This window comes from Actinosynnema sp. NPDC023658 (assembly GCF_040639995.1).
Classification (GTDB): Bacteria; Actinomycetota; Actinomycetes; order Mycobacteriales; family Pseudonocardiaceae; genus Actinosynnema.
In genome coordinates this window covers 1-19,424 of sequence record NZ_JBFAAX010000004.1, presented here as the reverse complement: position 1 = coordinate 19,424, position 19,424 = coordinate 1, and the positions used below count along the sequence as shown (strand labels likewise).

General features: G+C 72.2%; 23 protein-coding genes. 11 read left to right on the top strand and 12 right to left on the bottom strand.

Annotated features, from left to right (window positions below; translation table 11 throughout):
• Positions 1 to 95: 95 nt before the first annotated feature.
• Positions 96 to 884 carry a methyltransferase domain-containing protein gene (locus AB0G02_RS01235; protein ID WP_360787462.1) on the top strand — a complete coding sequence of 263 codons (789 nt, stop codon included), beginning with the start codon at positions 96 to 98 and terminating at the stop codon, positions 882 to 884.
• Positions 881 to 2,692, top strand: coding sequence for a prolyl oligopeptidase family serine peptidase (locus tag AB0G02_RS01230; protein WP_360787459.1), 1,812 nt, complete (start codon positions 881 to 883; stop codon positions 2,690 to 2,692). The genes AB0G02_RS01235 and AB0G02_RS01230 overlap by 4 nt, the downstream gene beginning before the upstream one ends.
• A gap of 94 nt (positions 2,693 to 2,786) precedes the next feature.
• Here AB0G02_RS01230 and AB0G02_RS01225 read toward each other — a convergent pair whose 3' ends face one another.
• From AB0G02_RS01225 to AB0G02_RS01215, 3 genes are all read right to left on the bottom strand, one after another.
• Positions 2,787 to 3,272 (bottom strand): DNA starvation/stationary phase protection protein, encoded by a 486-nt coding sequence (locus AB0G02_RS01225; RefSeq protein ID WP_360787456.1) that lies wholly within the window; start codon positions 3,270 to 3,272, stop codon positions 2,787 to 2,789.
• Between the two features lie 15 nt (positions 3,273 to 3,287).
• A complete protein-coding gene (locus AB0G02_RS01220; RefSeq protein ID WP_360787453.1) occupies positions 3,288 to 3,710 on the bottom strand; it encodes an organic hydroperoxide resistance protein in 423 nt (140 codons plus the stop codon).
• 112 nt (positions 3,711 to 3,822) lie between these two features.
• Positions 3,823 to 4,383: an NAD(P)H-dependent oxidoreductase gene (locus tag AB0G02_RS01215; protein WP_360787450.1), complete on the bottom strand. Its 561-nt coding sequence runs from the start codon at positions 4,381 to 4,383 to the stop codon at positions 3,823 to 3,825.
• 80 nt (positions 4,384 to 4,463) lie between these two features.
• Here AB0G02_RS01215 and AB0G02_RS01210 point away from each other — a divergent pair, with 80 nt between their 5' ends.
• Positions 4,464 to 5,531 carry an alpha/beta hydrolase gene (locus AB0G02_RS01210; protein ID WP_360787447.1) on the top strand — a complete coding sequence of 356 codons (1,068 nt, stop codon included), beginning with the start codon at positions 4,464 to 4,466 and terminating at the stop codon, positions 5,529 to 5,531.
• Positions 5,532 to 5,555: 24 nt separating this feature from the next.
• Here the strand turns inward: AB0G02_RS01210 and AB0G02_RS01205 are convergent, their stop codons facing one another.
• On the bottom strand, positions 5,556 to 5,972 hold the full coding sequence (locus AB0G02_RS01205; protein WP_360787445.1) for a Fur family transcriptional regulator: 417 nt from the start codon (positions 5,970 to 5,972) through the stop codon (positions 5,556 to 5,558).
• Between the two features lie 85 nt (positions 5,973 to 6,057).
• Here AB0G02_RS01205 and AB0G02_RS01200 point away from each other — a divergent pair, with 85 nt between their 5' ends.
• Positions 6,058 to 7,227 carry an MFS transporter gene (locus AB0G02_RS01200; protein ID WP_360787442.1) on the top strand — a complete coding sequence of 390 codons (1,170 nt, stop codon included), beginning with the start codon at positions 6,058 to 6,060 and terminating at the stop codon, positions 7,225 to 7,227.
• 28 nt (positions 7,228 to 7,255) lie between these two features.
• Here AB0G02_RS01200 and AB0G02_RS01195 read toward each other — a convergent pair whose 3' ends face one another.
• The 3 genes from AB0G02_RS01195 to AB0G02_RS01185 are packed head-to-tail and all read right to left on the bottom strand — an operon-like array spanning position 7,256 to position 11,050.
• A complete protein-coding gene (locus tag AB0G02_RS01195; protein ID WP_360787439.1) occupies positions 7,256 to 8,683 on the bottom strand; it encodes a gluconokinase in 1,428 nt (475 codons plus the stop codon).
• Positions 8,684 to 8,693: 10 nt separating this feature from the next.
• Positions 8,694 to 9,788 carry an aspartate-semialdehyde dehydrogenase gene (locus tag AB0G02_RS01190; protein ID WP_360787436.1) on the bottom strand — a complete coding sequence of 365 codons (1,095 nt, stop codon included), beginning with the start codon at positions 9,786 to 9,788 and terminating at the stop codon, positions 8,694 to 8,696.
• Entirely contained in the window at positions 9,785 to 11,050 is a 1,266-nt protein-coding gene (locus AB0G02_RS01185) for an aspartate kinase (protein WP_360787433.1), read from the bottom strand. The genes AB0G02_RS01190 and AB0G02_RS01185 overlap by 4 nt, the downstream gene beginning before the upstream one ends.
• A gap of 101 nt (positions 11,051 to 11,151) precedes the next feature.
• Between AB0G02_RS01185 and AB0G02_RS01180 the strand changes: the two genes are divergently transcribed.
• Complete coding sequence (locus tag AB0G02_RS01180; protein WP_360787430.1) at positions 11,152 to 12,351, top strand: hypothetical protein; 1,200 nt, start codon at positions 11,152 to 11,154, stop codon at positions 12,349 to 12,351.
• On the top strand, positions 12,351 to 12,980 hold the full coding sequence (locus AB0G02_RS01175; protein ID WP_360787427.1) for a nitroreductase family protein: 630 nt from the start codon (positions 12,351 to 12,353) through the stop codon (positions 12,978 to 12,980). The genes AB0G02_RS01180 and AB0G02_RS01175 overlap by 1 nt, the downstream gene beginning before the upstream one ends.
• Here AB0G02_RS01175 and AB0G02_RS01170 read toward each other — a convergent pair.
• On the bottom strand, positions 12,945 to 13,262 hold the full coding sequence (locus tag AB0G02_RS01170) for a hypothetical protein (RefSeq protein ID WP_360787424.1): 318 nt from the start codon (positions 13,260 to 13,262) through the stop codon (positions 12,945 to 12,947). The two genes, AB0G02_RS01175 and AB0G02_RS01170, sit on opposite strands and share 36 nt — an antisense overlap.
• 72 nt (positions 13,263 to 13,334) lie before the next feature.
• The gene (locus AB0G02_RS01165; RefSeq protein WP_360787421.1) at positions 13,335 to 13,634 is read right to left on the bottom strand and encodes a hypothetical protein; all 300 of its coding nucleotides are present in this window, start codon (positions 13,632 to 13,634) and stop codon (positions 13,335 to 13,337) included.
• A gap of 227 nt (positions 13,635 to 13,861) precedes the next feature.
• Between AB0G02_RS01165 and leuA the strand changes: the two genes are divergently transcribed.
• Positions 13,862 to 15,652, top strand: coding sequence for a 2-isopropylmalate synthase (leuA, locus tag AB0G02_RS01160; protein ID WP_360787418.1), 1,791 nt, complete (start codon positions 13,862 to 13,864; stop codon positions 15,650 to 15,652).
• Positions 15,653 to 15,658: 6 nt separating this feature from the next.
• Here leuA and AB0G02_RS01155 read toward each other — a convergent pair whose 3' ends face one another.
• Both AB0G02_RS01155 and AB0G02_RS01150 read right to left on the bottom strand, forming a co-directional pair.
• Positions 15,659 to 15,847, bottom strand: coding sequence for a DUF397 domain-containing protein (locus AB0G02_RS01155; protein ID WP_360787415.1), 189 nt, complete (start codon positions 15,845 to 15,847; stop codon positions 15,659 to 15,661).
• 15 nt (positions 15,848 to 15,862) lie between these two features.
• Entirely contained in the window at positions 15,863 to 16,708 is an 846-nt protein-coding gene (locus AB0G02_RS01150) for a helix-turn-helix transcriptional regulator (RefSeq protein WP_360787412.1), read from the bottom strand.
• A 108-nt stretch (positions 16,709 to 16,816) separates the two neighbouring features.
• On the opposite strand from AB0G02_RS01150, the gene AB0G02_RS01145 reads away from it, so the two are divergent.
• The 3 genes from AB0G02_RS01145 (at position 16,817) to AB0G02_RS01135 (ending at position 18,218) form a co-directional block, all read left to right on the top strand.
• Positions 16,817 to 17,113, top strand: a complete 297-nt coding sequence (locus AB0G02_RS01145; RefSeq protein ID WP_360787409.1) for a hypothetical protein — start codon at positions 16,817 to 16,819, stop codon at positions 17,111 to 17,113.
• Positions 17,113 to 17,583 carry a helix-turn-helix transcriptional regulator gene (locus AB0G02_RS01140; RefSeq protein WP_360787605.1) on the top strand — a complete coding sequence of 157 codons (471 nt, stop codon included), beginning with the start codon at positions 17,113 to 17,115 and terminating at the stop codon, positions 17,581 to 17,583. Before AB0G02_RS01145 ends, AB0G02_RS01140 begins: the two co-directional genes overlap by 1 nt.
• 74 nt (positions 17,584 to 17,657) lie before the next feature.
• On the top strand, positions 17,658 to 18,218 hold the full coding sequence (locus AB0G02_RS01135) for a DedA family protein (RefSeq protein WP_360787406.1): 561 nt from the start codon (positions 17,658 to 17,660) through the stop codon (positions 18,216 to 18,218).
• Here the strand turns inward: AB0G02_RS01135 and AB0G02_RS01130 are convergent.
• The gene (locus tag AB0G02_RS01130; protein WP_360787403.1) at positions 18,182 to 18,793 is read right to left on the bottom strand and encodes a TetR/AcrR family transcriptional regulator; all 612 of its coding nucleotides are present in this window, start codon (positions 18,791 to 18,793) and stop codon (positions 18,182 to 18,184) included. The two genes, AB0G02_RS01135 and AB0G02_RS01130, sit on opposite strands and share 37 nt — an antisense overlap.
• 76 nt (positions 18,794 to 18,869) lie before the next feature.
• Here AB0G02_RS01130 and AB0G02_RS01125 point away from each other — a divergent pair.
• A partial coding sequence (locus AB0G02_RS01125; protein ID WP_360787400.1) for a TIGR03086 family metal-binding protein occupies positions 18,870 to 19,424 on the top strand: 555 nt, incomplete at its 3' end.

Below are 19,424 nucleotides of genomic sequence, written 5' to 3'. Positions count from 1 at the left end.
TCACGCACCGTGAACGGGACCGGCGCCGGACCGCGCTCCCGCCGGCCTGGCGAGGGTGCGACCGGCTCCGCCCCGGCATGGGCATGATCACGGGTGTGCGAGACGAACTGCGCCGGGCGTACGGCTCGGGTGACCTGGCCGCGTTGCCGGTGTTCGCCGGCGGCTTCATCAACTTCGGCTACTGGCGGGACGTGGACCTGACCGGCGACCTCACCGCCGACCAGCGCGTCGCCAGCCAGGAGGCGCTGTACGACGTGGTGCTGGACGCCCTGGTCGTGGGGGCCGGTGACCGGGTGCTGGAGGTGGGGTGCGGCCGGGGGGTGGGCGCGCGCCGCGTCCTGCGCCGCGGACCGGACCTGGTCCGGGGCGTGGACCTGATGCCGGAGCAGGTCGCGCGGGCGACCGCGGCCAACGACGACCCGCGGGCGGCGTTCGTTCAGGGCCCGTGCGACGACCTGCCGTTCACCGACGCCTCGTTCGACGCCCTGCTGTCCGTGGAGGCCGCCCAGCACTTCGAGGACGTCGCCGGGTTCGCGCGGGAGAGCGCCCGCGTGCTCGCGCCGGGCGGCCGGATCGCGGTGACCACGTTCCTCGCCCGGCACGACGGCGCGGGTCCGGCGCTCGCCGAGCTGCTGGAGACGTTCGCCTCCGGGCTCGACCGCGCCCACCCCGTCGACGGCGTGCTGCGCGACCTGCGTGACGCCGGGTTGGCCGACGTCGCCGCGCGCAGCATCGGTGAGCACGTGTGGCGCGGCCTGGACCGGTGGATCGAACTGGGACCGCACCGCGACCGGTGGGACCGCAACTGGTTGCGCGCCGCCGAGCGCGGTCTGCTGGACTACTACCTGGTCACCGGCCGGAAGCCGGCAGGATCGGGTGCGTGACGACGCACCCGACCGCCGAAGTGCCCGACCCGCTGTTCTCCGACGCCGAGGCCGAAGCCCGCTGGCGGGCCCGCTTCACCGCCCCGCGGGTGAGCCTGCCGGGGTGGGCCGAGGACGCGCCCGACCGCAGCCTGTACCTGTCGAACTCCAGCGGGGTGTGGGAGATCTACGCCTGGGACCGGGCGACCGACACCCACCGCAAGGTCACCGACCGCCCGAACGGCACGTCACACGGCACGCTCAGCCCCGACGGCGACACGATCTGGTGGTTCGCCGACACCGACGGTGACGAGTTCGGGACGTGGGTGAGCGAGCCGTTCGCCGCGGGCGGTGGCGCCGCCGCGCCCGCGGTGGCCGGTGTGCCCGCCGGGTACCCGGCCGGGCTGGAGATCGGGCACGGGGTCGTCGCGATCGGCACGTCCACCGACGACGGCACCACGGTGCACGTCTCGCGCGACGGCGGGCCGGCCGAGGTGATCTACGCGCACGAGAACGACGGCGGCGTGTCCGCGCTGTCCAAGGACGAGACGCTGGTCGTGCTGTCGCACTCGGAGCACGGCGACAACCGGCACGCCGCACTGCGCGTGGTCACACCTTCGGGTGAGAAGGTCGCGGAGAAGTGGGACGGTCCGGGCCTGGGCCTGGACGCCATCGCGTTCAGCCCGGTGCGCGGCGACAACCGGCTGCTGGTCGGGCACGAGCGGCGCGGCAAGGAGGAGCTGCTGATCTGGGACGTCGAGGCGGACACCGAGACCGAGGTCGTGATCGACCTGCCCGGCGAGATCAGCGCCGACTGGTACCCCGACGCGCGGTCGCTGCTGGTCCTGCACACGTTCCAGGCGCGCAACACGGTGTACCGCTACGACCTGGCCACCGGCGCGCTGTCCGCGTTGGACACCCCGCACGGGACGGTCGGCGGCGCGCACGTCCGGCCCGACGGCGCGGTGGAGTACTCGTGGTCGTCGGCCGCGCAGCCGGGTGTCGTGCGGGTGCTCGGCGTCGACGGTGACGAGCGCGTGCTGCTGGAGCCGCCGGGCCACAAGGCGCCGCCGTCGGTCGACCTGACCGACGTGTTCGTGGGCGAGGTGCACGCCCTGGTCGCCCGGCCGGCGGGTGCGCCGGACGGTCCGCTGCCGACCGTGTTCCACCTGCACGGCGGGCCGCACTCGTCCGACGAGGACCGCTTCTCGGCCTACCGCGCGGTGTGGCTGGACGCCGGGTTCGCGGTCGTGCACGTGAACTACCGCGGTTCCACCGGGTACGGCTCGAAGTGGCGTGACGCGATCGAGGGCCGGCCGGGGTTGACCGAGCTGGAGGACGTGGCGGCGGTGCACGACTGGGCCGTCGAGTCGGGGTTCGCGGATCCGGCGAAGTGCGTGGTCAACGGCGCGTCGTGGGGCGGGTACCTGTCGCTGCTGGCGCTGGGGACGCAGCCGGAGCGGTGGGCGGCCGGTGTCGCGGGCGTGCCGGTCGCGGACTACCTCGCCGCGTACGAGGACGAGATGGAGCCGCTGCGCGCGTTCGACCGGGCGTTGTTCGGCGGGTCGCCGGAGGAGCTGCCCGACCGGTACCGCGAGTGCTCGCCGCTGACGTACGTGGACGCGGTGCGCGCCCCGGTGCTCGTGCTGGCGGGTGAGAACGACCCGCGCTGCCCGATCCGGCAGATCGACAACTACCTCGACCGGCTGGCCGAGCGGGGTGCGGCGTACGAGGTGTACCGGTACGACGCCGGGCACGGCTCCCTGGTGGTCGCGGAGACCATCCGGCAGACGGCGGCGGAGGTCTCGTTCGTGCAGCGGATGCTCTGAGCCGCCCCGCAGGGCAGGAATCCGGTGAGACGGACGCCCGGGTCCACCGACCGACCGACCGACGGTCGGCGGGCCCGGGCGCGTCCGGTCGTGCTCAGGCCTGCTGGGCCTGCCACATCCAGTGCGCCTGCTCGAAGTTCTTCGTGATCTCGATCAGCAGGTCCTGGGTGACCAGGTCGGACTTGTCGGTCTCGTCGATCCGCGCGCGGAGCCGTTGGATCAGCTGCGAGAGCGCCGTGACGACCGCCGTGACGACCTCGTCCTCCTTCAACCAGCCGCTGGGGAACTCGGGCACGCCCGAGCCCTCGGCCACCGTCCGCGCCCTGCCGTCGGGCGAGATGCCCAGCGCGGACGCCCGTTCGGCCACCTCGTCGGTGTAGGTGCGGGCGGTGGTGACCAGCTCGTCGAGCTGGAGGTGGACGCTGCGGAAGTTCTTGCCGACCACGTTCCAGTGCGCCTGCTTGGCGACCAGAGACATGTCGACCAGGTCGACCAGGGTGGCCTGGAGCACCGCCCCGACCGACGCCTTGTCGGAGTCGGACAGCGGGCTGGTGATCGGAGACTTCTGCGACTTGCTCATGGGTCTGACGCCTCCTCAGACGGTGGTCGTGAGAGCCACGTCGATGTTGCCTCGCGTGGCGTTGGAGTAGGGGCAGATCCGGTGCGCGGCGGCGGCCAGCTGCTCGGCCGTGTCCTGGTCGACGCCCGGGATGTGCGTCCACAGCTCCACGGCCAGCTGGAAGCCGCCCTCGCCGTTGGCGCCGAGACCGACCTTCGCGGTCACCGACGTCTCACCGATCTTGACCTTGGCCTGCCGCGCGGCGACCTTCAGCGCGCTGTGGAAGCACGCCGCGTACCCGGCAGCGAACAGCTGCTCCGGGTTCGTCCGGTCGCCGCCGGGCCCGCCCAGCTCCTTGGGCGTGGAGAGCTGCTCGTCGATCACGCCGTCGGACGACCGGACCTCGCCGTTGCGCCCGTCCCCGACTGCGATGGCCTCCGCGGTGTACAGCACCTGCATGTGAACGCTCTCCTCCGAGCTGGTGATCGGACCCGTCGATCGGTCCAACACCCGGCCGAAGCCGAACCACACCCGGTCGTGCGGCAGCTCACGCCCTCCAACACCTACCCCGTCAGCCCGCCCTCGACACGGCGAACTCGGCTACCTGTCGCCCGATCGTGCGCAATTGGTCGGCCACGGAGGGGACCGTGCAGCCGCCGTCCGGGGCGAACTCGACCTCGCGCGAGTTGACCGCCGCGCCCAGCGGCGTGGGCCAGCCGCGCAGGGCGTGCACGATCGAGCGCAACGCGGTGAGCGTGGTCACCGACGCCTGCCAGCCCTGGGCCGTCGCCACGCAGCCGACCGCCCGGCCGTCGAGGTAGGGGCGCTCGTCGCCGCGCAGGTCCTCGATGTAGTCCAGGGCGTTCTTGACCAGGCCGGACACCGTGCCGTGGTAGCCGGGCGAGACCAGCACCACGCCGTCCGCGACGCGCAGCGCCTCGACCAGCCGGCGGGCGTTGTCGGTCCGGTCGGGGATGGCCGGGTCGTAGAACGGCAGCACCAGCTCGGGCCCGGAGACCTCGACCACCTTCGCCCCCGCGTCCACGGCGCCCTCCAGGGCGATCCGCATCGCGCGCTCGGACTGCGAGTTGGGGCGGAGGGACCCGCCGATGCCCACCACGGTGACCGTCATGGTTTCCGATCCTGCCACCTGCACCTAACTGGAGGTCCACTCGCTCGCACCAACCCCTACCGGCTAGTAACGTACGTCTCATGGCGAACCTCGGCGAGTCGATCCCTCCCGGTGTCCTGGCCGGCGCACTGCGCTTCGTGTTCGGTCTGCCCGCGCCGCTGCGCAGGCTGATCGCCGGCCGACCCATCACCCTCGACGGCCAGCGGCTCCACCCGGAGGCCCAGCTGCTGCTGAGGTTGCAGCAGCTCAGCGGCGACGACTGGCAGACGACCACGCCCGCCGACAACCGCAAGGCCCTGACCCGCAGCAGCGCGCTGGTGTGCGGGCCGGTCATCGGCGGCGTGGCGGTGCGGTCGCTGTCGCTGGACGGCGTCGGCGCGCGGTTCTACGAGCCGACCGGGCTGGCCGCCGGGTCGCCGCTGCTGGTCTTCTACCACGGTGGCGGGTGGGTCAGCGGTGACCTGGACAGCCACGACAACCTGTGCCGGTTCCTCGCCGTCGAGGGCGGGGTGCGGGTGCTGTCGGCGGACTACCGGCTCGCGCCCGAGCACCCGTTCCCGGCCGCGGCGGACGACGCGCAGGCCGCGTTCGAGTACGCGGTCGCGCACGCCGAGGAGCTGAAGATCGACCCGCGGCGGATCGCGCTGGGCGGTGACAGCGCGGGCGGCAACCTGGCCGCCGTGACGGCGCTGCACGCGGGCGAGGTGAAGCCGGTGTTCCTGCTGCTGTTCTACCCGGCGGTGGACGCGTCGGTGCGGCGGCGGTCGCGGGAGCTGTTCGGCCGGGGGTTCTTCCTCACCGACGAGAAGATGGACTGGTTCCTGGACCACTACGCGCCCTCGCGCGACACCCACACCGACCCGCGGCTGTCCGTGCTGCTGGCGGAGGACCTGAGCGGGCTGCCGCCGACGTACCTGGCGACGGCCGGGTTCGACCCGTTGCGCGACGAGGGCGAGGCGTTCGCGGAGAAGCTGGCCCGCCAGGGCGTGCCGGTGGTGCTGCGCCGGTACGAGGGGCTGTTCCACGGGTACGCGAACGTCCTCGGCGTGGGCGGGGTGTTCCGCGAGGCGGTGGCGGAGGCCGTCGGGTCGCTGCGCACGGGGCTGGCGCTGGCCAACACCAGGCAGGACATCCCCGAGACGGCGTGACCAGCGGGAGGGGCGGCCCGGCGGTCAGCGCCCGTGGCACTCCGGGCACAGCCCCCAGAACAGGACCTCCGCCTCGTCCACGGTGAAGCCGACCGCGTCGGAGGGTTCCAGGCAGGGCGCGGCGCCGTGGACGCAGTCGACGTCCTCGGTCCGGCCGCAGCCGCGGCACACGAGGTGGTGGTGGTTGTCGCCGGTCCGCCTCTCGTACCGCGCCGGGTGCCCGGCGGGTTCGATCCGGCGCAGCAGCCCGGTCCGCGCGCACGCGTTGAGGACGTCGTAGACGGCCTGCGTCGACACGGACCCCAACCTGGTCCGCACGCCGGCGGCGACCGCGTCGGCCGTGGCGTGGGGGTGCTCGACGAGCCATTCGAGCACCGCGACCCGGGGTGCGGTGACGCGCAGTCCGACGTCCTTGAGCAACTCGCGTGGTCCTGGGGTCATGGCTCCACCACTCCATCGCGCTTTCTGGAACAGGTCAAGAAAACGAACGGTTAAACATGTTGCCCGGACGGGTGAAGATGAGTGGGTGAACGTCTCGCCCTACCTGGCCGTCCTCCGCACTCCTCGCGTACCCGGTTTCATGCTGTTGATGCTGGTGGCGCGCGTGCCGGCGACGGCCGCAGGCATGACGATCACCATGCACGTCCTCCTCGGCCTGGAACGAGGTTACGGCGCTGCGGGCCTGGTCGGCGCGGTGAGCACGGTGGGCATCGCGCTGGGCTCGCCCCTGATGGGTCACCTGGTGGACCGCCGCGGGCTGCGCGCGATGCTGCTGCTGTCGATGGCGACCGAGGGCGTCTTCTGGTTCGCCGCGCCGCTGCTGTCGTACGAGGTGCTGCTGGTCACGTGCTTCGTCACCGGCATCACGGTGATGCCGGTGATGTCGCTGGGCAGGCAGATCCTCACCGCGCTGGTGCCGGACGACCGCAGGCGCACCGCGCTGGCGATGGACTCGATGGCCGTGGAGCTGTCGTTCATGGCCGGTCCGGCGCTGGGCGTGGCGCTGACCACGCAGGCGTCGAGCCGGACCGCGATGTGGGTGGTCGGCGCGTCGATGCTGGTCGTCGGCGCGATCCTGTACGCGGTGGACCCGCCGGTGCACGACGAGGGCGGGTCGCGGGAGCGCGTGCCGCGGCGGGAGTGGCTGGACGGCCGGCTGCTCGGCGTGCTGATCAGCGCGGGCGGTGCGACGTTCGTGCTGTCGGGCGTCGAGGTGTCGCTGGTGGCGTCGATGCGCGGGCTGGGGTTGACCGAGTGGACCGGCGCGCTGGTCGCGGTGATGTGCCTGGCGTCGCTGCTCGGCGGGTTCGTCTACGGCGGGCTGACGCGCGTGCCGCCGTTGTGGGCGCTGATGGGCGGGATGGGGCTGCTGGCCGTGCCGATCGGCCTGTTCGGCTTCTCGCCGTGGTGGCTGGCGGTGGCGCTGGTGCCGACGAACTTCCTGTGCGCGCCGACGATCACCGCGACCGGTGAGGCGATCACGAAGTACGCCCCGCCGTCGGCCCGCGGGGTGGCGATGGGCCTGCAGGGGTCGGCGTTCACCCTGGGTGTGGCGCTGGGGCAGCCGCTGACCGGGTTCGTGATCGACCACAGCTCCCCCGAGTGGGGCTTCGCCGCGGCGGGGCTGGGCGCGGTCGTGATCGCGGCCGGGACCGTGGTGCTGGGCCGCCGCCCGGCGATGGTCGACGTCAGGTGACGGGCGGGCGCACGGCGGTCCCGCTCGGTCACACCAGGTCGTGCAGGGCCTGGTAGAGGCGGTCGATGCCGGGGCGGGCCCGGGCGTAGTGGCGGACCGCGTCGGGGTCCGGGGAGATCGTCTTCACCGGTTCGACGAGGTCCGCGGCGATGGTCAGCGACCCGATCTCGCCCAGTGCCCGCCAGGCGACCAGGGCCGCGCCCACGCCGGAGCCCTCGCTGTCGTCGGCCAGTTCCAGCTCCAGGCCCAGCGCTGACGCCAGCACGGTCGCCCACAGGTCGCTGCGGAACGCACCGCCGGTGACGCGGACCGCGTGCACGTCCGCCACCGACCGCACCGCGTCCAGCACCAGGGCCAGCTGCTGCGCCACGCCCTCGACCAGCGCGCGGGTCACCTCGGCCCGCCCGTGCTCGCGCCGCAGGCCGATCAACGCCGACCTCGCGTCCGCGTCCCACCACGGCGCGCGCTCGCCCAGCAGGTACGGCAGGGCGGTCACGCCGGCCGCGCCCACCGGCACGGCGGCGGCCTCGTCCAGCAGCGCGTGCACGTCGACGCCGAACGTCTCGGCGGCCCACTGCGCGACCACACCGCCGTTGCTGACGGCGCCGCCGAGCACCCACAGCCCTTCAGCGATGGCGTAGCAGAACACCCGGCCCTGCTCGTCGACCGCCGGTGACGAGCGGACCACGCGCAACGCGCCGCTCGTGCCCAACGACACCGCCGCGACCCCCGGCACGACCGCGCCGACGCCGAGGTTCGCCATCGGGCCGTCACCGCCGCCCAGCACGACCGGCAGGCCGGCGGTCAGACCGGGGACGTCGAGCGTCAACGGCAGCGAGTCGACCGGCGCGTGCAGCGCGGGCAGCTGCTCGGCGCGCACACCGGCGAACGCCAGCGCGTCCGGGTGCCAGTCCAGGGACTCCAGGTCCATCAGCCCGGTCGCGGACGCCGACGAGTGCTCGGTCGCGAGGACACCGGTGAGCTGGAGGCCCACGAAGTCCTTGAGCCCGCACCACCGGGCGGCGGAGAAGCCCTGCTCGTGGAACCACGCCAGCTTCACCAGCGGCGACATGGTGTGGATCGGGGTGCCGGTCGCGCGGTGCAGCGCGGTGCCGCGCGGGGTGCCGCGCAGCCGGGCCGTCTGCTCGACCGCGCGGTTGTCCGCCCACGACAGCGACGGCGTGACGGGCGTGCCCGACTCGTCCAACCCGACCAGGGTGTGCATCGCGCCGGTCAACGACAGCGCCCGCACCGCGTGCCCCTGCGCCGCGACCTCGCGCAGCGCCAGCAGGGCGGCGCCCCACACCTCTACCGGGTCGTGGGTCGCCTCACCGGAGGGCGTGGTGCGCATCGGGTAGCCGTGCTCCGCCGATGCGACCACGCCCGCGTTCCGGTCCACCGCGATGACCTTGGTCGACGTCGTCCCCAGGTCGATCGCGAGCACTACCTCAGCCATAGGGGTGAACCTACAGGCGGTTCGCCAGCTCCTCGGCGATCTCGTAGGTGTTCAACGCCGCACCCTTGCGCAGGTTGTCGCCGCACACGAAGAAGTCCAGCGTGTTCGGGAAGTCCAGCGCCTGCCGCACCCGACCGACGTAGGTCGGGTCGCCGCCCACCACGTCGGCGGGCGTCGGGAACCGCTTCGCCGCCGGGTCGTCCACCAGCACCAGGGACGGCTGCGCCTCGAAGATCTTGTGCGCCTGCTCGACGGTGACCTCGCGGGCGAACGTCGCGTGCACCGCCAGCGAGTGCGTCGTCACCACGGGCACGCGCACGCAGGTCGCGGACACCTTCAGCTCCGGGATGCCCAGGATCTTGCGGGCCTCGTTGCGGACCTTCAGCTCCTCGCTGGTCCACCCGTCGTCCTTCAAGGACCCGGCCCACGGCACCACGTTCAGCGCCAGCGGCGCGGGGAACGGCGACTCGGACACCGGCAGGCCCGCGGCCTCCAGCGTCTCCCGCACGTCGCCCGCGCGGACGCCGACCTCCTTGCCCGCCAGCGCCGAGATCTCCGCGTACAGCCGGTCGATCGCCGCCTGCCCGCCGCCCGAAGCCGCCTGGTAGGACGCCACGACCAGCTCGCGCAGCTCGAACTCGCGGTGCAGCGCGCCCAACGCGGCCATCATCGACAACGTCGTGCAGTTCGGGTTCGCGATGATCCCCTTGGGGTGCTCACCGATCCGGTCGGCGTTGACCTCGGGCACCACCAGCGGCACCTCGGGGTCCATCCGGAACGCGCCCGAGTTGTCCACCGCGACCGCGCCCCGGGACGCGGCGATCGGCGCCCACTCGGCCGACACCTCGTCCGGCACGTCGAACATGGCCACGTCCACGCCGTCGAACGCCTCGGCCGACAGCGCGACGACGGTCAGCTCCTCGCCGCGCACGGTGATCTTCTTGCCCGCCGAGCGCGGCGACGCGATCAGCCGGATCTCCCCCCACGGCACGGACTCCCGGCCGTTGAGGATGTCGATCATGACGGTGCCGACGGCACCGGTGGCTCCCACCAGAGCCAGACTCGGCCGGCGCCCGACACCCGCGCCTGAGGACTCGCTGCTCATCGCCCACTCCCCGCGTACACCACGGCTTCTTCGTCGCCACCGAGCTCGAACGCGTCGTGCAGCGCGCGCACGGCGTCGTCGAGCTGCGTGTCGCGGCAGATGACCGAGATCCGGATCTCCGAGGTGGAGATGATCTCGATGTTGACACCGGCCGAGGCCAGCGCCTCGCAGAACTGGGCGGTCACGCCGGGGTGCGAGCGCATGCCCGCGCCGACCAGCGACACCTTGCCCACGTGCTCGTCGTAGAGCACCTGGTCGAAGCCGATCTCCTCGCGCGACTTCTCCAGCACGGCGACCGCGCGCGGGCCGTCGTCCTTCGGGAGGGTGAACGTCACGTCGGTGCGGCCGGACACGGCCTGCGAGACGTTCTGCACGACCATGTCGATGTCGAGCTCCGCCTCGGCCACGACGCGGAAGATGCGCGCCGCCATGCCGGGCAGGTCGGGCACCGCGGTCACGGTCACCTTGGCCTCGGACCGGTCGTGCGCGACGCCGGTGATCATCGCCTGTTCCACGGGAAGGTCCTCCACTGACCCGGACACGATGGTCCCGGGCTTGTTGCTGAACGAAGATCGGACGTGCACCGGGACGCCGTACCGGCGGGCGTACTCGACGCAGCGCAGCATGAGCACCTTGGCCCCGCTCGCCGCCATCTCCAGCATCTCCTCGTAGGTGATGCTCTCCAGCCGCTTGGCGTTCGGCACGATGCGCGGGTCGGCGCTGAACACGCCGTCCACGTCGGTGTAGATCTCGCAGACGTCGGCCTTCAACGCGGCCGCCAGCGCCACCGCGGTGGTGTCGGTGCCGCCGCGGCCGAGCGTGGTGATCTCCTTGCTGTCCTGGCTGACGCCCTGGAAGCCCGCGACGATCGCGATGGCGCCCTCCGCGAGCGCGTCCTGGATCCGGCTGGGCGTCACGTCGATGATGCGCGCCTTGCCGTGCACGGACGTGGTGATCACGCCGGCCTGCGAGCCGGTGTAGGAGCGCGCCTCGGCGCCCAGCGAGCTGATCGCCATCGCCAGCAACGACATGGAGATGCGCTCACCGGACGTGAGCAGCATGTCCATCTCGCGGGCGGGCGGCACCGGGGACACCTGGCGCGCGAGGTCGAGCAGCTCGTCGGTCGTGTCGCCCATCGCGGAGACCGCGACGACGACCTCGTTGCCCGCTTTGCGGGTCGCGACGATGCGCTCGGCCACCCGTTTGATCCGCTCGGCGCTCCCGACCGAGGAACCGCCGTACTTCTGGACGACGAGCGCCACAGACCCACTCCTCCCAGGTGCTTCAAGCCCAGCTCACCGGGGAGACTACCTGGCCCAAGGAGTGGACAGCGGTCGCCGTGACGGCCACTACCCTCAAGCCCGTGCCGACCGTGGAGGCCGTTCGCGTGGACCCCGACGACGCGCCCGAGGCGCGCGGGCGGCCGGTCCTCGCCGCCGGACACCGGGTGATCCTCGCGCTCGCCCCCGCCGTGCTCTACCTCGCCGTCAGGGAGCTCGGCCTGCTCGCGCTGCGGCTGATGGCCGCGCGCTGGGACAAGGACGTCTCCAAGGCGCTCACCTCGTGGGACGGGCAGTGGTTCCTCGGCATCGCGGAGGGCGGCTACGCGGACGTGCCGACGTGGCTGGTCGACGCGTTCGGGCGGCGCACGGCGGAGACGCCGCTGGCGTTCTTCCCCGGCTACCCCACGCTCGTGCGGTGGGTCGACGGGCTGCCCGGCGTGCCCGCGGTGGGTGCGGCGTTCGCGGTGAGCCTGGTCAGCGGCGTGGTCTGCGCCTACGGCCTGGCCCGGCTCGGGTCGCGGGTGTCCGGCGGGTCGCAGCGGGCCGGGCTGGTGCTCGTGGTGCTGTTCGCGGCGTCCCCGATGGCCGTGGCGCTGTCGATGGCGTACTCCGAGGCGACGTTCTGCGCGCTGGCCGCGTGGTCGCTCGTGGGCGTGGTGGAGCGGCGCTGGCTCCTGGCCGGGGTGTGCTGCGCGGCGGCGGGGCTGGTGCGGCCGACGGCGGCGGCGCTGGTCGTGGCGGTGTGCGCGGCGGCGGCCGTGGCGGTGTGGCGGCGCCGGGACGACTGGCGGGCGTGGGTCGGCGGGCTGGTCGCGCCGCTGGGGCTGCTCGGCTACCTGGCGTACGTGGCGGTGCGCACGGGCCGGTGGGACGGCTGGTTCGCGGTGCAGCGCCACGGCTGGGACTCCCGGTTCGACGGCGGTGCGGCCACGGCGAGGTTCGCGCTGGCCATCCTGGGCGAGCCGAGGTCGGTGCTGGAGCTGGCCACGGTGTGGTTCCTCGTCGCGGCGCTGGCCCTGGTGGTGCTGAGCGCGCGGCGCGGGCTGGAGTGGCCGCTGGTCGTCTACGGCGTGGGGGTGCTCGCTATGGACCTCGGGTCGAACGGGTTGATGAACTCCAAGGCCCGGCTGCTGCTGCCGGCGTTCACGCTGCTGGTGCCGGTCGCGGTGGCGCTGGCCCGGCGGCGGCCCGGCACGGCGGTGGCGGTGCTGGTCGGCGCGTCGGTGTTCAGCGCGTGGTTCGGTGCGTACGCCATCACGGCTTGGCAGTATGCGATCTGATGGAACCCCACTCGTTGATCACGCAGCGCTGGAGCCCCCGGGCGTTCGACGGCACGGCCGAGGTGTCGCCGGACACCGTGCGCGTGCTGCTGGAGGCGGCCCGCTGGGCGGCCTCGCACGGCAACACGCAACCCGCCCGGTTCCTCGTCGGCTACCGCGGCGACGACACGTTCCAGCGGATCTTCGCCGCGCTGCGGCCCGGCAACCGGACGTGGGCGGGGCGGGCGTCCGTGCTGCTCGTGGGCGCGGTGGCCGAGACCGACGAGCGCGGACCGGTGCCGAACACCGAGTTCGGGCTGGGTCTGGCGGTGCAGAACCTCGTGCTGCAGGCCGTGGACCTCGGCCTGGTCACGCACCAGGTGGGCGGGTTCTCGCCGGACGAGGTGCGCGGGGCGTTCGGGCTGCCGAACCACGTGCGGCCCGTCGTGGTGATCGCCGTGGGGGTGCTCGGCGACCCGGAGGAGCTGCCCGAGGACCTGCGGGCGCGGGAACGGCGGCCACGCGTGCGCAAGCCGTTGAGCGAGACGGTCTTCGCAGGTCGGTGGGGTCGGCCCGCGTTCCCCGACGAGTCCGCGGCCGGGTCCGCCGAGCCCTCAGCCGAGGCGGCGGACGAGCTTCAGCACGAGTGACCGGACGACGAGCCAGAAGATCGCCGCGAGACCGTGGTTCACCAGCACGGCGAGCTTCGCATCCTGCGGGGTGAACAGGTCGCGGAACCCGAGCGCGAACCGGTCGGCCCAGGTCGCGACGGTCGTCGTGATCGAGTTGGCCGGGTTCGCGCCGCCGACGGTGAGCAGCACGTGGGCCACCAGGACCACCGCGATCAGCAGTCCCGCCCAGCTCAGCACGCCCGCCACGACCGCGACGGCCCTCGATCGCACCGAAGCGTCCGCGGTCCGGTCTTCCACCATGTCGGCAGCCTAGGAAAAACGCCCGGTCCCCGCCGCAGGGGGGAGGACGGCGAGGACCGGGACGGAGGTGGGCTAGCGCGCTACGACGCGGGCCAGCAGGCCTGCCACGACGAGCCAGAAGACCGCCGCGAGGCCGTAGTTCAGGATCACGTCGAGGTTGTTGTTGCCGGTCTGGAACAGCCCCGGGAAGAAGAGCGCCAACGGCTCGGCGAGCTGCTGGATGAAGCGGAAGAACGCGTTGGCCGTGTTCACCCCGATGAGGAGCATCAGGATGTACAGCACCTCGATGCCCGCGAAAACGGCACCGACACCGCGGATCACTCGGGCAGCGGTGTAGTTGCCGCTGCGCGTTGAGGTTCGCCATCTCGACATGTCAAGAAGGTGCCCGAACCACGATCGAGTGAAACTCGACCGGGTGAAGTTCCACCATCTGGGCGCTCGGTTCCACCTCGGCGCGGAATGCGGTTAACCTGTCCCGCATGGCACGTGCCCTCCTGCTTCGCCGCCGTGACGGGGTCTGATCAGACCGGCCCCCCGTCGCGGGATCGAGCGTTGCCGCCGGTCGTCTCCTCCCACCGGCACCCAGGAGCACCCCGATCATGAGCACGAGCCCCGACGCCTACACCACCGGCACGAGCCGCATCCGGCCCCCGGCGCGTCCCGTACCCGGCCAGCCCGTCTGGAACCCGCAGCGCGACACGTCGATGCCCGTCCACCGCTACCGGCCGTTCCACGAGCAGGTGGAGACGGTCGACGTACCGGACCGCACGTGGCCGACCAAGCGGATCACCAAGGCGCCCCTGTGGTGCGCCGTCGACCTGCGTGACGGCAACCAGGCGCTGATCGACCCCATGTCGCCCGCCCGCAAGCGCAAGATGTTCGACCTGCTGGTGCGGATGGGCTACAAGGAGATCGAGGTCGGCTTCCCGGCCGCGTCGCAGACCGACTTCGACTTCGTCCGCGAGATCATCGAGGACGGCGCGATCCCGCCCGACGTGACCATCCAGGTGCTCACCCAGTGCCGCCCCGAGCTGATCGCCCGCACGTTCGAGTCGCTGCGCGGCGCGGCCAAGGCCATCGTGCACTTCTACAACTCGACGTCGATCCTGCAGCGCCGGGTCGTGTTCAAGTCCGACCGCGAGGGCATCAAGAAGATCGCCACCGACGCCGCCTCGTTCGCGCTGGCGCAGGAGAAGGACTACCCGGAGACCGAGTTCCGCTACGAGTACTCGCCCGAGTCCTACACCGGCACCGAGCTGTCGTACGCGCTGGAGGTCTGCGACGCGGTCTCCGCGATCATCAAGCCGACGCCGGACAAGCCGCTGATCATCAACCTGCCGGCGACGGTCGAGATGGCCACGCCCAACGTGTACGCCGACTCGATCGAGTGGATGTCGCGCAACCTGGCCCGGCGCGAGTCGATCATCCTGTCGCTGCACCCGCACAACGACCGCGGCACCGGCGTGGCGGCGGCCGAGCTGGGCTACCTGGCGGGCGCCGACCGCATCGAGGGCTGCCTGTTCGGCAACGGCGAGCGCACCGGCAACGTGTGCCTGGTGACGCTGGGCATGAACATGTTCAGCCAGGGCGTCGACCCGCAGATCGACTTCTCCGACATCGACGAGATCCGGCGCACGGTCGAGTACTGCAACCAGCTGCCCGTGGCCGAGCGCCACCCCTACGGCGGTGACCTGGTCTTCACCGCGTTCTCCGGCTCGCACCAGGACGCGATCAAGAAGGGCTTCGAGGCCCTGGAGGACGCCGCCAAGGCCGCCGGGCAGCACGTGGACGAGTACCCGTGGGACGTCCCGTACCTGCCGATCGACCCGAAGGACGTCGGCCGCAACTACGAGGCCGTCATCCGGGTGAACTCGCAGTCCGGCAAGGGCGGCGTGGCGTACCTGATGAAGACCGAGCACCACCTGGACCTGCCGCGCCGGTTGCAGGTGGAGTTCTCCAAGGTCATCCAGGAGGTCACCGACACCCGCGGCGGCGAGATCGGTCCCAAGGACATGTGGGACTCGTTCGCCGACGAGTACCTGGACCCGACCGCGCCGCTGAGGCTGCTGCGGCACAAGGTGTCCGGCGACGGCAGCGGCAGCGAGCAGATCAAGGCCGTCGTGGTGGTGGACGGCGAGACGCAGGAGATCACCGGCAGCGGCAACGGCCCGATCGCCGCGTTCGTGGACGCCCTGGCCACCGTCGGCTACGACGTGCGGGTGCTGGACTACTTCGAGCACGCCATGTCGTCGGGTGACGACGCCCGTGCGGCGGCCTACCTGGAGTGCGCCGTCTCCGACCGCGTGCTGTGGGGCGTCGGCATCGACAGCTCCACGGTGGCCGCGGCGCTGCGCGCCCTGGTCTCCGCGATCAACCGCGCCCACCGGTAGGACGGCTCACGGGGTTCCCCGCCGCCCCGCGGTGGCGAGGAACCCCGCCCACCGGGCCGCGGGGAACGCCAGCACGGCCCCGTCGACGTTCTTCGAATCGCGGACGGCGATCGAGGCCGGTGCGGCGGCCACTTCGACGCAGCTGCCGTTCTCCATCGAGTAGCTGGACTTGACCCAGCGTGGCGAGGTGGTCACGGCGACCTCCAGTTGCTACCGCGCCCGGACCAGTGACGCGATGAGCGAAGCGGACTCGTGCCGGTCCAGGGCAATATCGCGAAGAGTTTTCGCAGTCATGCTATAGGCCCTGACCTTCGCCGAGTCGTTGAGGTAGACGGCGTCCTCCTGCAATTCCACGTACACGGCGTCGTCGAACTCCTCGAACCCGAACAGGGTGAACTCACCGGTCAACCCGGGGTGCATGCCGACCCCCGCCTCGATGACCTGGATGTCCACACCGGGCAGTCGTGCCGCCTTCACCAAGTGCTCCGCCTGGCGGCGCAGGACCTCTTCGCCACCGATCGGCCGGAGGAGCGCGGTCTCCTCGATCACGAAGTGCAGCTCCAGCGGGCTCGCTCCCTCGACCAGTCGCCGTTGGCGCTCCATGCGGAACGCCACCATTCGGTCCATGTCGACCGGTCGTACCCGACGCGCCGAGGCCGCCACCGCGGTGGCGTACTCCTCGGTTTGCAGCAGGGCGTGCACGAAGAGGGGCGAGTACACGAAGGCGGACGCGGCCATGCCTTCCAAGCCGGCGAAGAGCCGGAGCCAGTCGGGCAGCACCCCGGACCACGGGGCCCACCAACTGCCGGTCTCCTCCTGCTGCGCCAAAGCGACGATCCGCGCGCTGCGCCCGGGCTCGGCACCATAGAGCGCGAGCAGTGCGGCGATCTCTTCCGGCGACTGCCCGTAGCGGCCGGACTCCATGTTGCTGATCTTGCTCTCGGAGACACCGAGGTGCGCGGCGGCGTGCCCCAACGTCTTCCGTGCCGCCTTGCGGTGGTTGCGGAGCGTGGCGCCCAGGAGCCACTTAAGTGCGACGGTGTCGCGTCGGGACATGAGCGCCATCCTGCCCGTTCCTGCTTGCACCCCATTGGGCGACTACTGTTCCAAAGTTTTTGGGTTTAGTTTTGGGCCACAAAGCGGGGTTGATCGTCGGGAGGGCTCGTGTGGCAGGAACTGCATCTCCAGGTCCGGGACCGACTGGAAGTGATCAACCAGGTCGCGGTCGTGGGGGATGACCGGGTGGCGGCCGACCTCGCCCGGTCCGAGGTGCCGTTGCTCGTGGCGGCGGTCCGGGCTCTGCTGGACGGCCACCGGCCCGACGCCGACGGCTACTGCCGCGCGTGCTGGGGCAGGCGGTGGTGGCAGCGGCCGACGGTGCCGTGCCGGCAGTACGTGCTCGCGCGGGTGGCGTTGCTCGACTTCGGTGCGGACGCGCGGCGTGGCCTGGAGGCGGCGTGATGGCGGTGCCCACGTTGCGGGGACGGCTGTTGGGGCAGGAGATCCGCGCACTGCGGGAGGCGGCCGGGTTCAGCGTCGAGGACCTCGCGGCCCGGTCACGGGTGGCGGTGAGGCGGATAGAGCGCGTCGAAGCCGGTTACGCACCGGTCCGGTTCCCGGACGTGGTGGCGTGTGCACCCGCGCTCGGCGACGAGTACCAGCGGCTGTTCGCGGCGTCCCAGCAGGCGCACCTGCCCGAACTGCGGTGTCCGTGGGGCACCGAGGCGACCCGTGCGCTCGACCTGTTGCACTCCACGGCCGCCGGGGTGCACACGGTCGCGAGCGGAGCGCGGCCGTTCACGTTGTTCCTGATGCCGGAGGGGCCGGACGTCGTCTTCCACGCCCACCTCACCACCGCCTTCTTCACCGAAGACCCGGGCGAGACGTGTGCCGCACGTAACACCGTCGCCGCTCTACCAGCGGATTCGTGAGACGTAGCTGACGAAATGCTGAAGACGCGGCCCGGTCGGGGATGGTCCGGGAACAACCGGGCGTTCCCCCGGACATGACCGAGCTCGTGGTGCTGTTCCTGGTCGCCCTCGTGCCGATGGCGCCCACGGAGGCGGTGCTGATCGGCTGCGGCGTGCTCGCCGCGTCCGGCGACCTCCCGCTGCACGCCGTGATCGCCGTGGCGGCGCTCGGCTGCACCCTGTCGGACCTGGTCAACTTCTCCATCGGCCGCGGGCTCGGGATGCGGGCGCTCACGCGGTTCAGCCGACGGCCCCGGCCGCGCGCGGTGGTCGCGTGGACCGCCTCCCAGCTGGCCACGCGGGGCGAGTCGATCCTGGTCGCGGTGCGGTTCGTGCCCGGCGGCGGGATCGTCGGGGCGCTCCTGGCCGGGTCGCTGCGGTGGCCGGTGCGGCGGTTCGCGCCGATCGCCGTGGTCGGCGCGGCGCTGTGGAGCGCCTACACCGCGGTCCTCGGCTACTTCGGCGGGCAGCTCTTCAGCAACCCGCTGGTGGCCACGCTGGTCTCCCTCGCGGTGGCCGCGCTGGTCGGCGTGCCGATCGGGATGGCCGTCAGGGCCGCTCAGCGCCGGGTCGCGGACGCCGCCCCGGCCGCCTGAGCCAACCGCCCGCGCACCGCCACCCGCGCCCGGTCGTAGGCGCGCGGGTCGTCGTGCAGCACGGACTGGACGTTGGCCATCTCCAGGAACGCGATCAGCTCGAACGCCACCTGGTCCGGGTCGGTGACCCCCTCGACCGCCGCGACGGTCTCGCGGACGTAGTCGTTCCACTCGCGCCCGTAGCGGGCGACCGCGTCGCGCACCCGGCCCGGCCGGGCGTCGAACTCGGCCTGCACGGCGTAGAAGAAGCACCCGCCGGGGAACGTGCGGTCCTCCGAGTACTCCAGCCAGCCGTCCAGCAGCAGTCTCAACCGCTCCAACCCCGGCGGCACGGCCAGCGCGGGCTCCACGACCCGCGCCACGAAGATCGCCGCCGCCGCGCGCACGGTCGCCAGCTGCAGCTCCTCCTTGGACCCGAAGTGCGCGAACACCCCGCTCTTGCTGACCCGCAGCTCCGTCGCGAGCCGCCCGATCGACAGGCCCTCCAGCCCCTCGACCGACGCGATGTCCGCGGCCCGCCGCAGGATCTGCCGCCGCGTCTGCTCGCCCCGCTCCACCCGTCCGTCGACCTTCACACCGACCACGCTAACCCCCTTGACCGTTCCCGAACTAATTGTACGATCGTTCGTACAACTTGAGGGGTGGATGAACATGGATCTCCTGGACCTGAACCGGTCGTCGCTCGACCTCAACCTGAAGCTCATGGCGGAGCTGGACGAGAGCCACCTGGACCTGGCCACGCCGTGCGCCGGCTGGACCGTCTACGAGCTGCTGCGCCACCAGGTCGAGTCGACGCTGTCGTTCAACGCGGCCATCCGCCGCACGACCGTCGACGCGCCGGCGAGCGACGACATGATCACCGCCTACCGGGTCGCGACCGACGCGGCCACCGAGGCGTTCCGCGCGGACGGCGTGCTGGAGCGGGAGGCCGAGTTCCCCGGCTACGGCCGCCGACCCGGCAGCCACCTGGTGGCCGCGCACTTCGTGGACAACCTCACGCACGCCTGGGACCTGTGCCGGGCCATCGGGGTCGACAGCACGCTGGACACCGAGCTGGCCACGGCCGCCTACCGGATGGCGCTGCGCTACCCGACGACGCCGGACGTGCGCGGTCCGGGCGCGGCGTTCGCGATGCCGGTCGCCGTGCCGGAGGACGCGCCCATCACCGACCGCCTGGTCGGCCTGCTCGGGCGCTCGCCGAACTGG

Coding starts and splice junctions, on each gene's coding strand:
- AB0G02_RS01215 (WP_360787450.1), bottom strand. CDS start 4,383: ATGACGGTCACCGTGGTGGGCATCGGCGGGTCCCTCCGCCCCAACTCG.
- AB0G02_RS01135 (WP_360787406.1), top strand. CDS start 17,658: ATGACCGAGCTCGTGGTGCTGTTCCTGGTCGCCCTCGTGCCGATGGCG.
- AB0G02_RS01165 (WP_360787421.1), bottom strand. CDS start 13,634: ATGTCGAGATGGCGAACCTCAACGCGCAGCGGCAACTACACCGCTGCC.
- AB0G02_RS01220 (WP_360787453.1), bottom strand. CDS start 3,710: ATGCAGGTGCTGTACACCGCGGAGGCCATCGCAGTCGGGGACGGGCGC.
- AB0G02_RS01195 (WP_360787439.1), bottom strand. CDS start 8,683: ATGGCTGAGGTAGTGCTCGCGATCGACCTGGGGACGACGTCGACCAAG.
- AB0G02_RS01205 (WP_360787445.1), bottom strand. CDS start 5,972: ATGACCCCAGGACCACGCGAGTTGCTCAAGGACGTCGGACTGCGCGTC.
- AB0G02_RS01140 (WP_360787605.1), top strand. CDS start 17,113: ATGGCGGTGCCCACGTTGCGGGGACGGCTGTTGGGGCAGGAGATCCGC.
- AB0G02_RS01190 (WP_360787436.1), bottom strand. CDS start 9,788: ATGAGCAGCGAGTCCTCAGGCGCGGGTGTCGGGCGCCGGCCGAGTCTG.
- AB0G02_RS01210 (WP_360787447.1), top strand. CDS start 4,464: ATGGCGAACCTCGGCGAGTCGATCCCTCCCGGTGTCCTGGCCGGCGCA.
- leuA (WP_360787418.1), top strand. CDS start 13,862: ATGAGCACGAGCCCCGACGCCTACACCACCGGCACGAGCCGCATCCGG.
- AB0G02_RS01225 (WP_360787456.1), bottom strand. CDS start 3,272: ATGAGCAAGTCGCAGAAGTCTCCGATCACCAGCCCGCTGTCCGACTCC.
- AB0G02_RS01175 (WP_360787427.1), top strand. CDS start 12,351: ATGGAACCCCACTCGTTGATCACGCAGCGCTGGAGCCCCCGGGCGTTC.
- AB0G02_RS01150 (WP_360787412.1), bottom strand. CDS start 16,708: ATGTCCCGACGCGACACCGTCGCACTTAAGTGGCTCCTGGGCGCCACG.
- AB0G02_RS01170 (WP_360787424.1), bottom strand. CDS start 13,262: ATGGTGGAAGACCGGACCGCGGACGCTTCGGTGCGATCGAGGGCCGTC.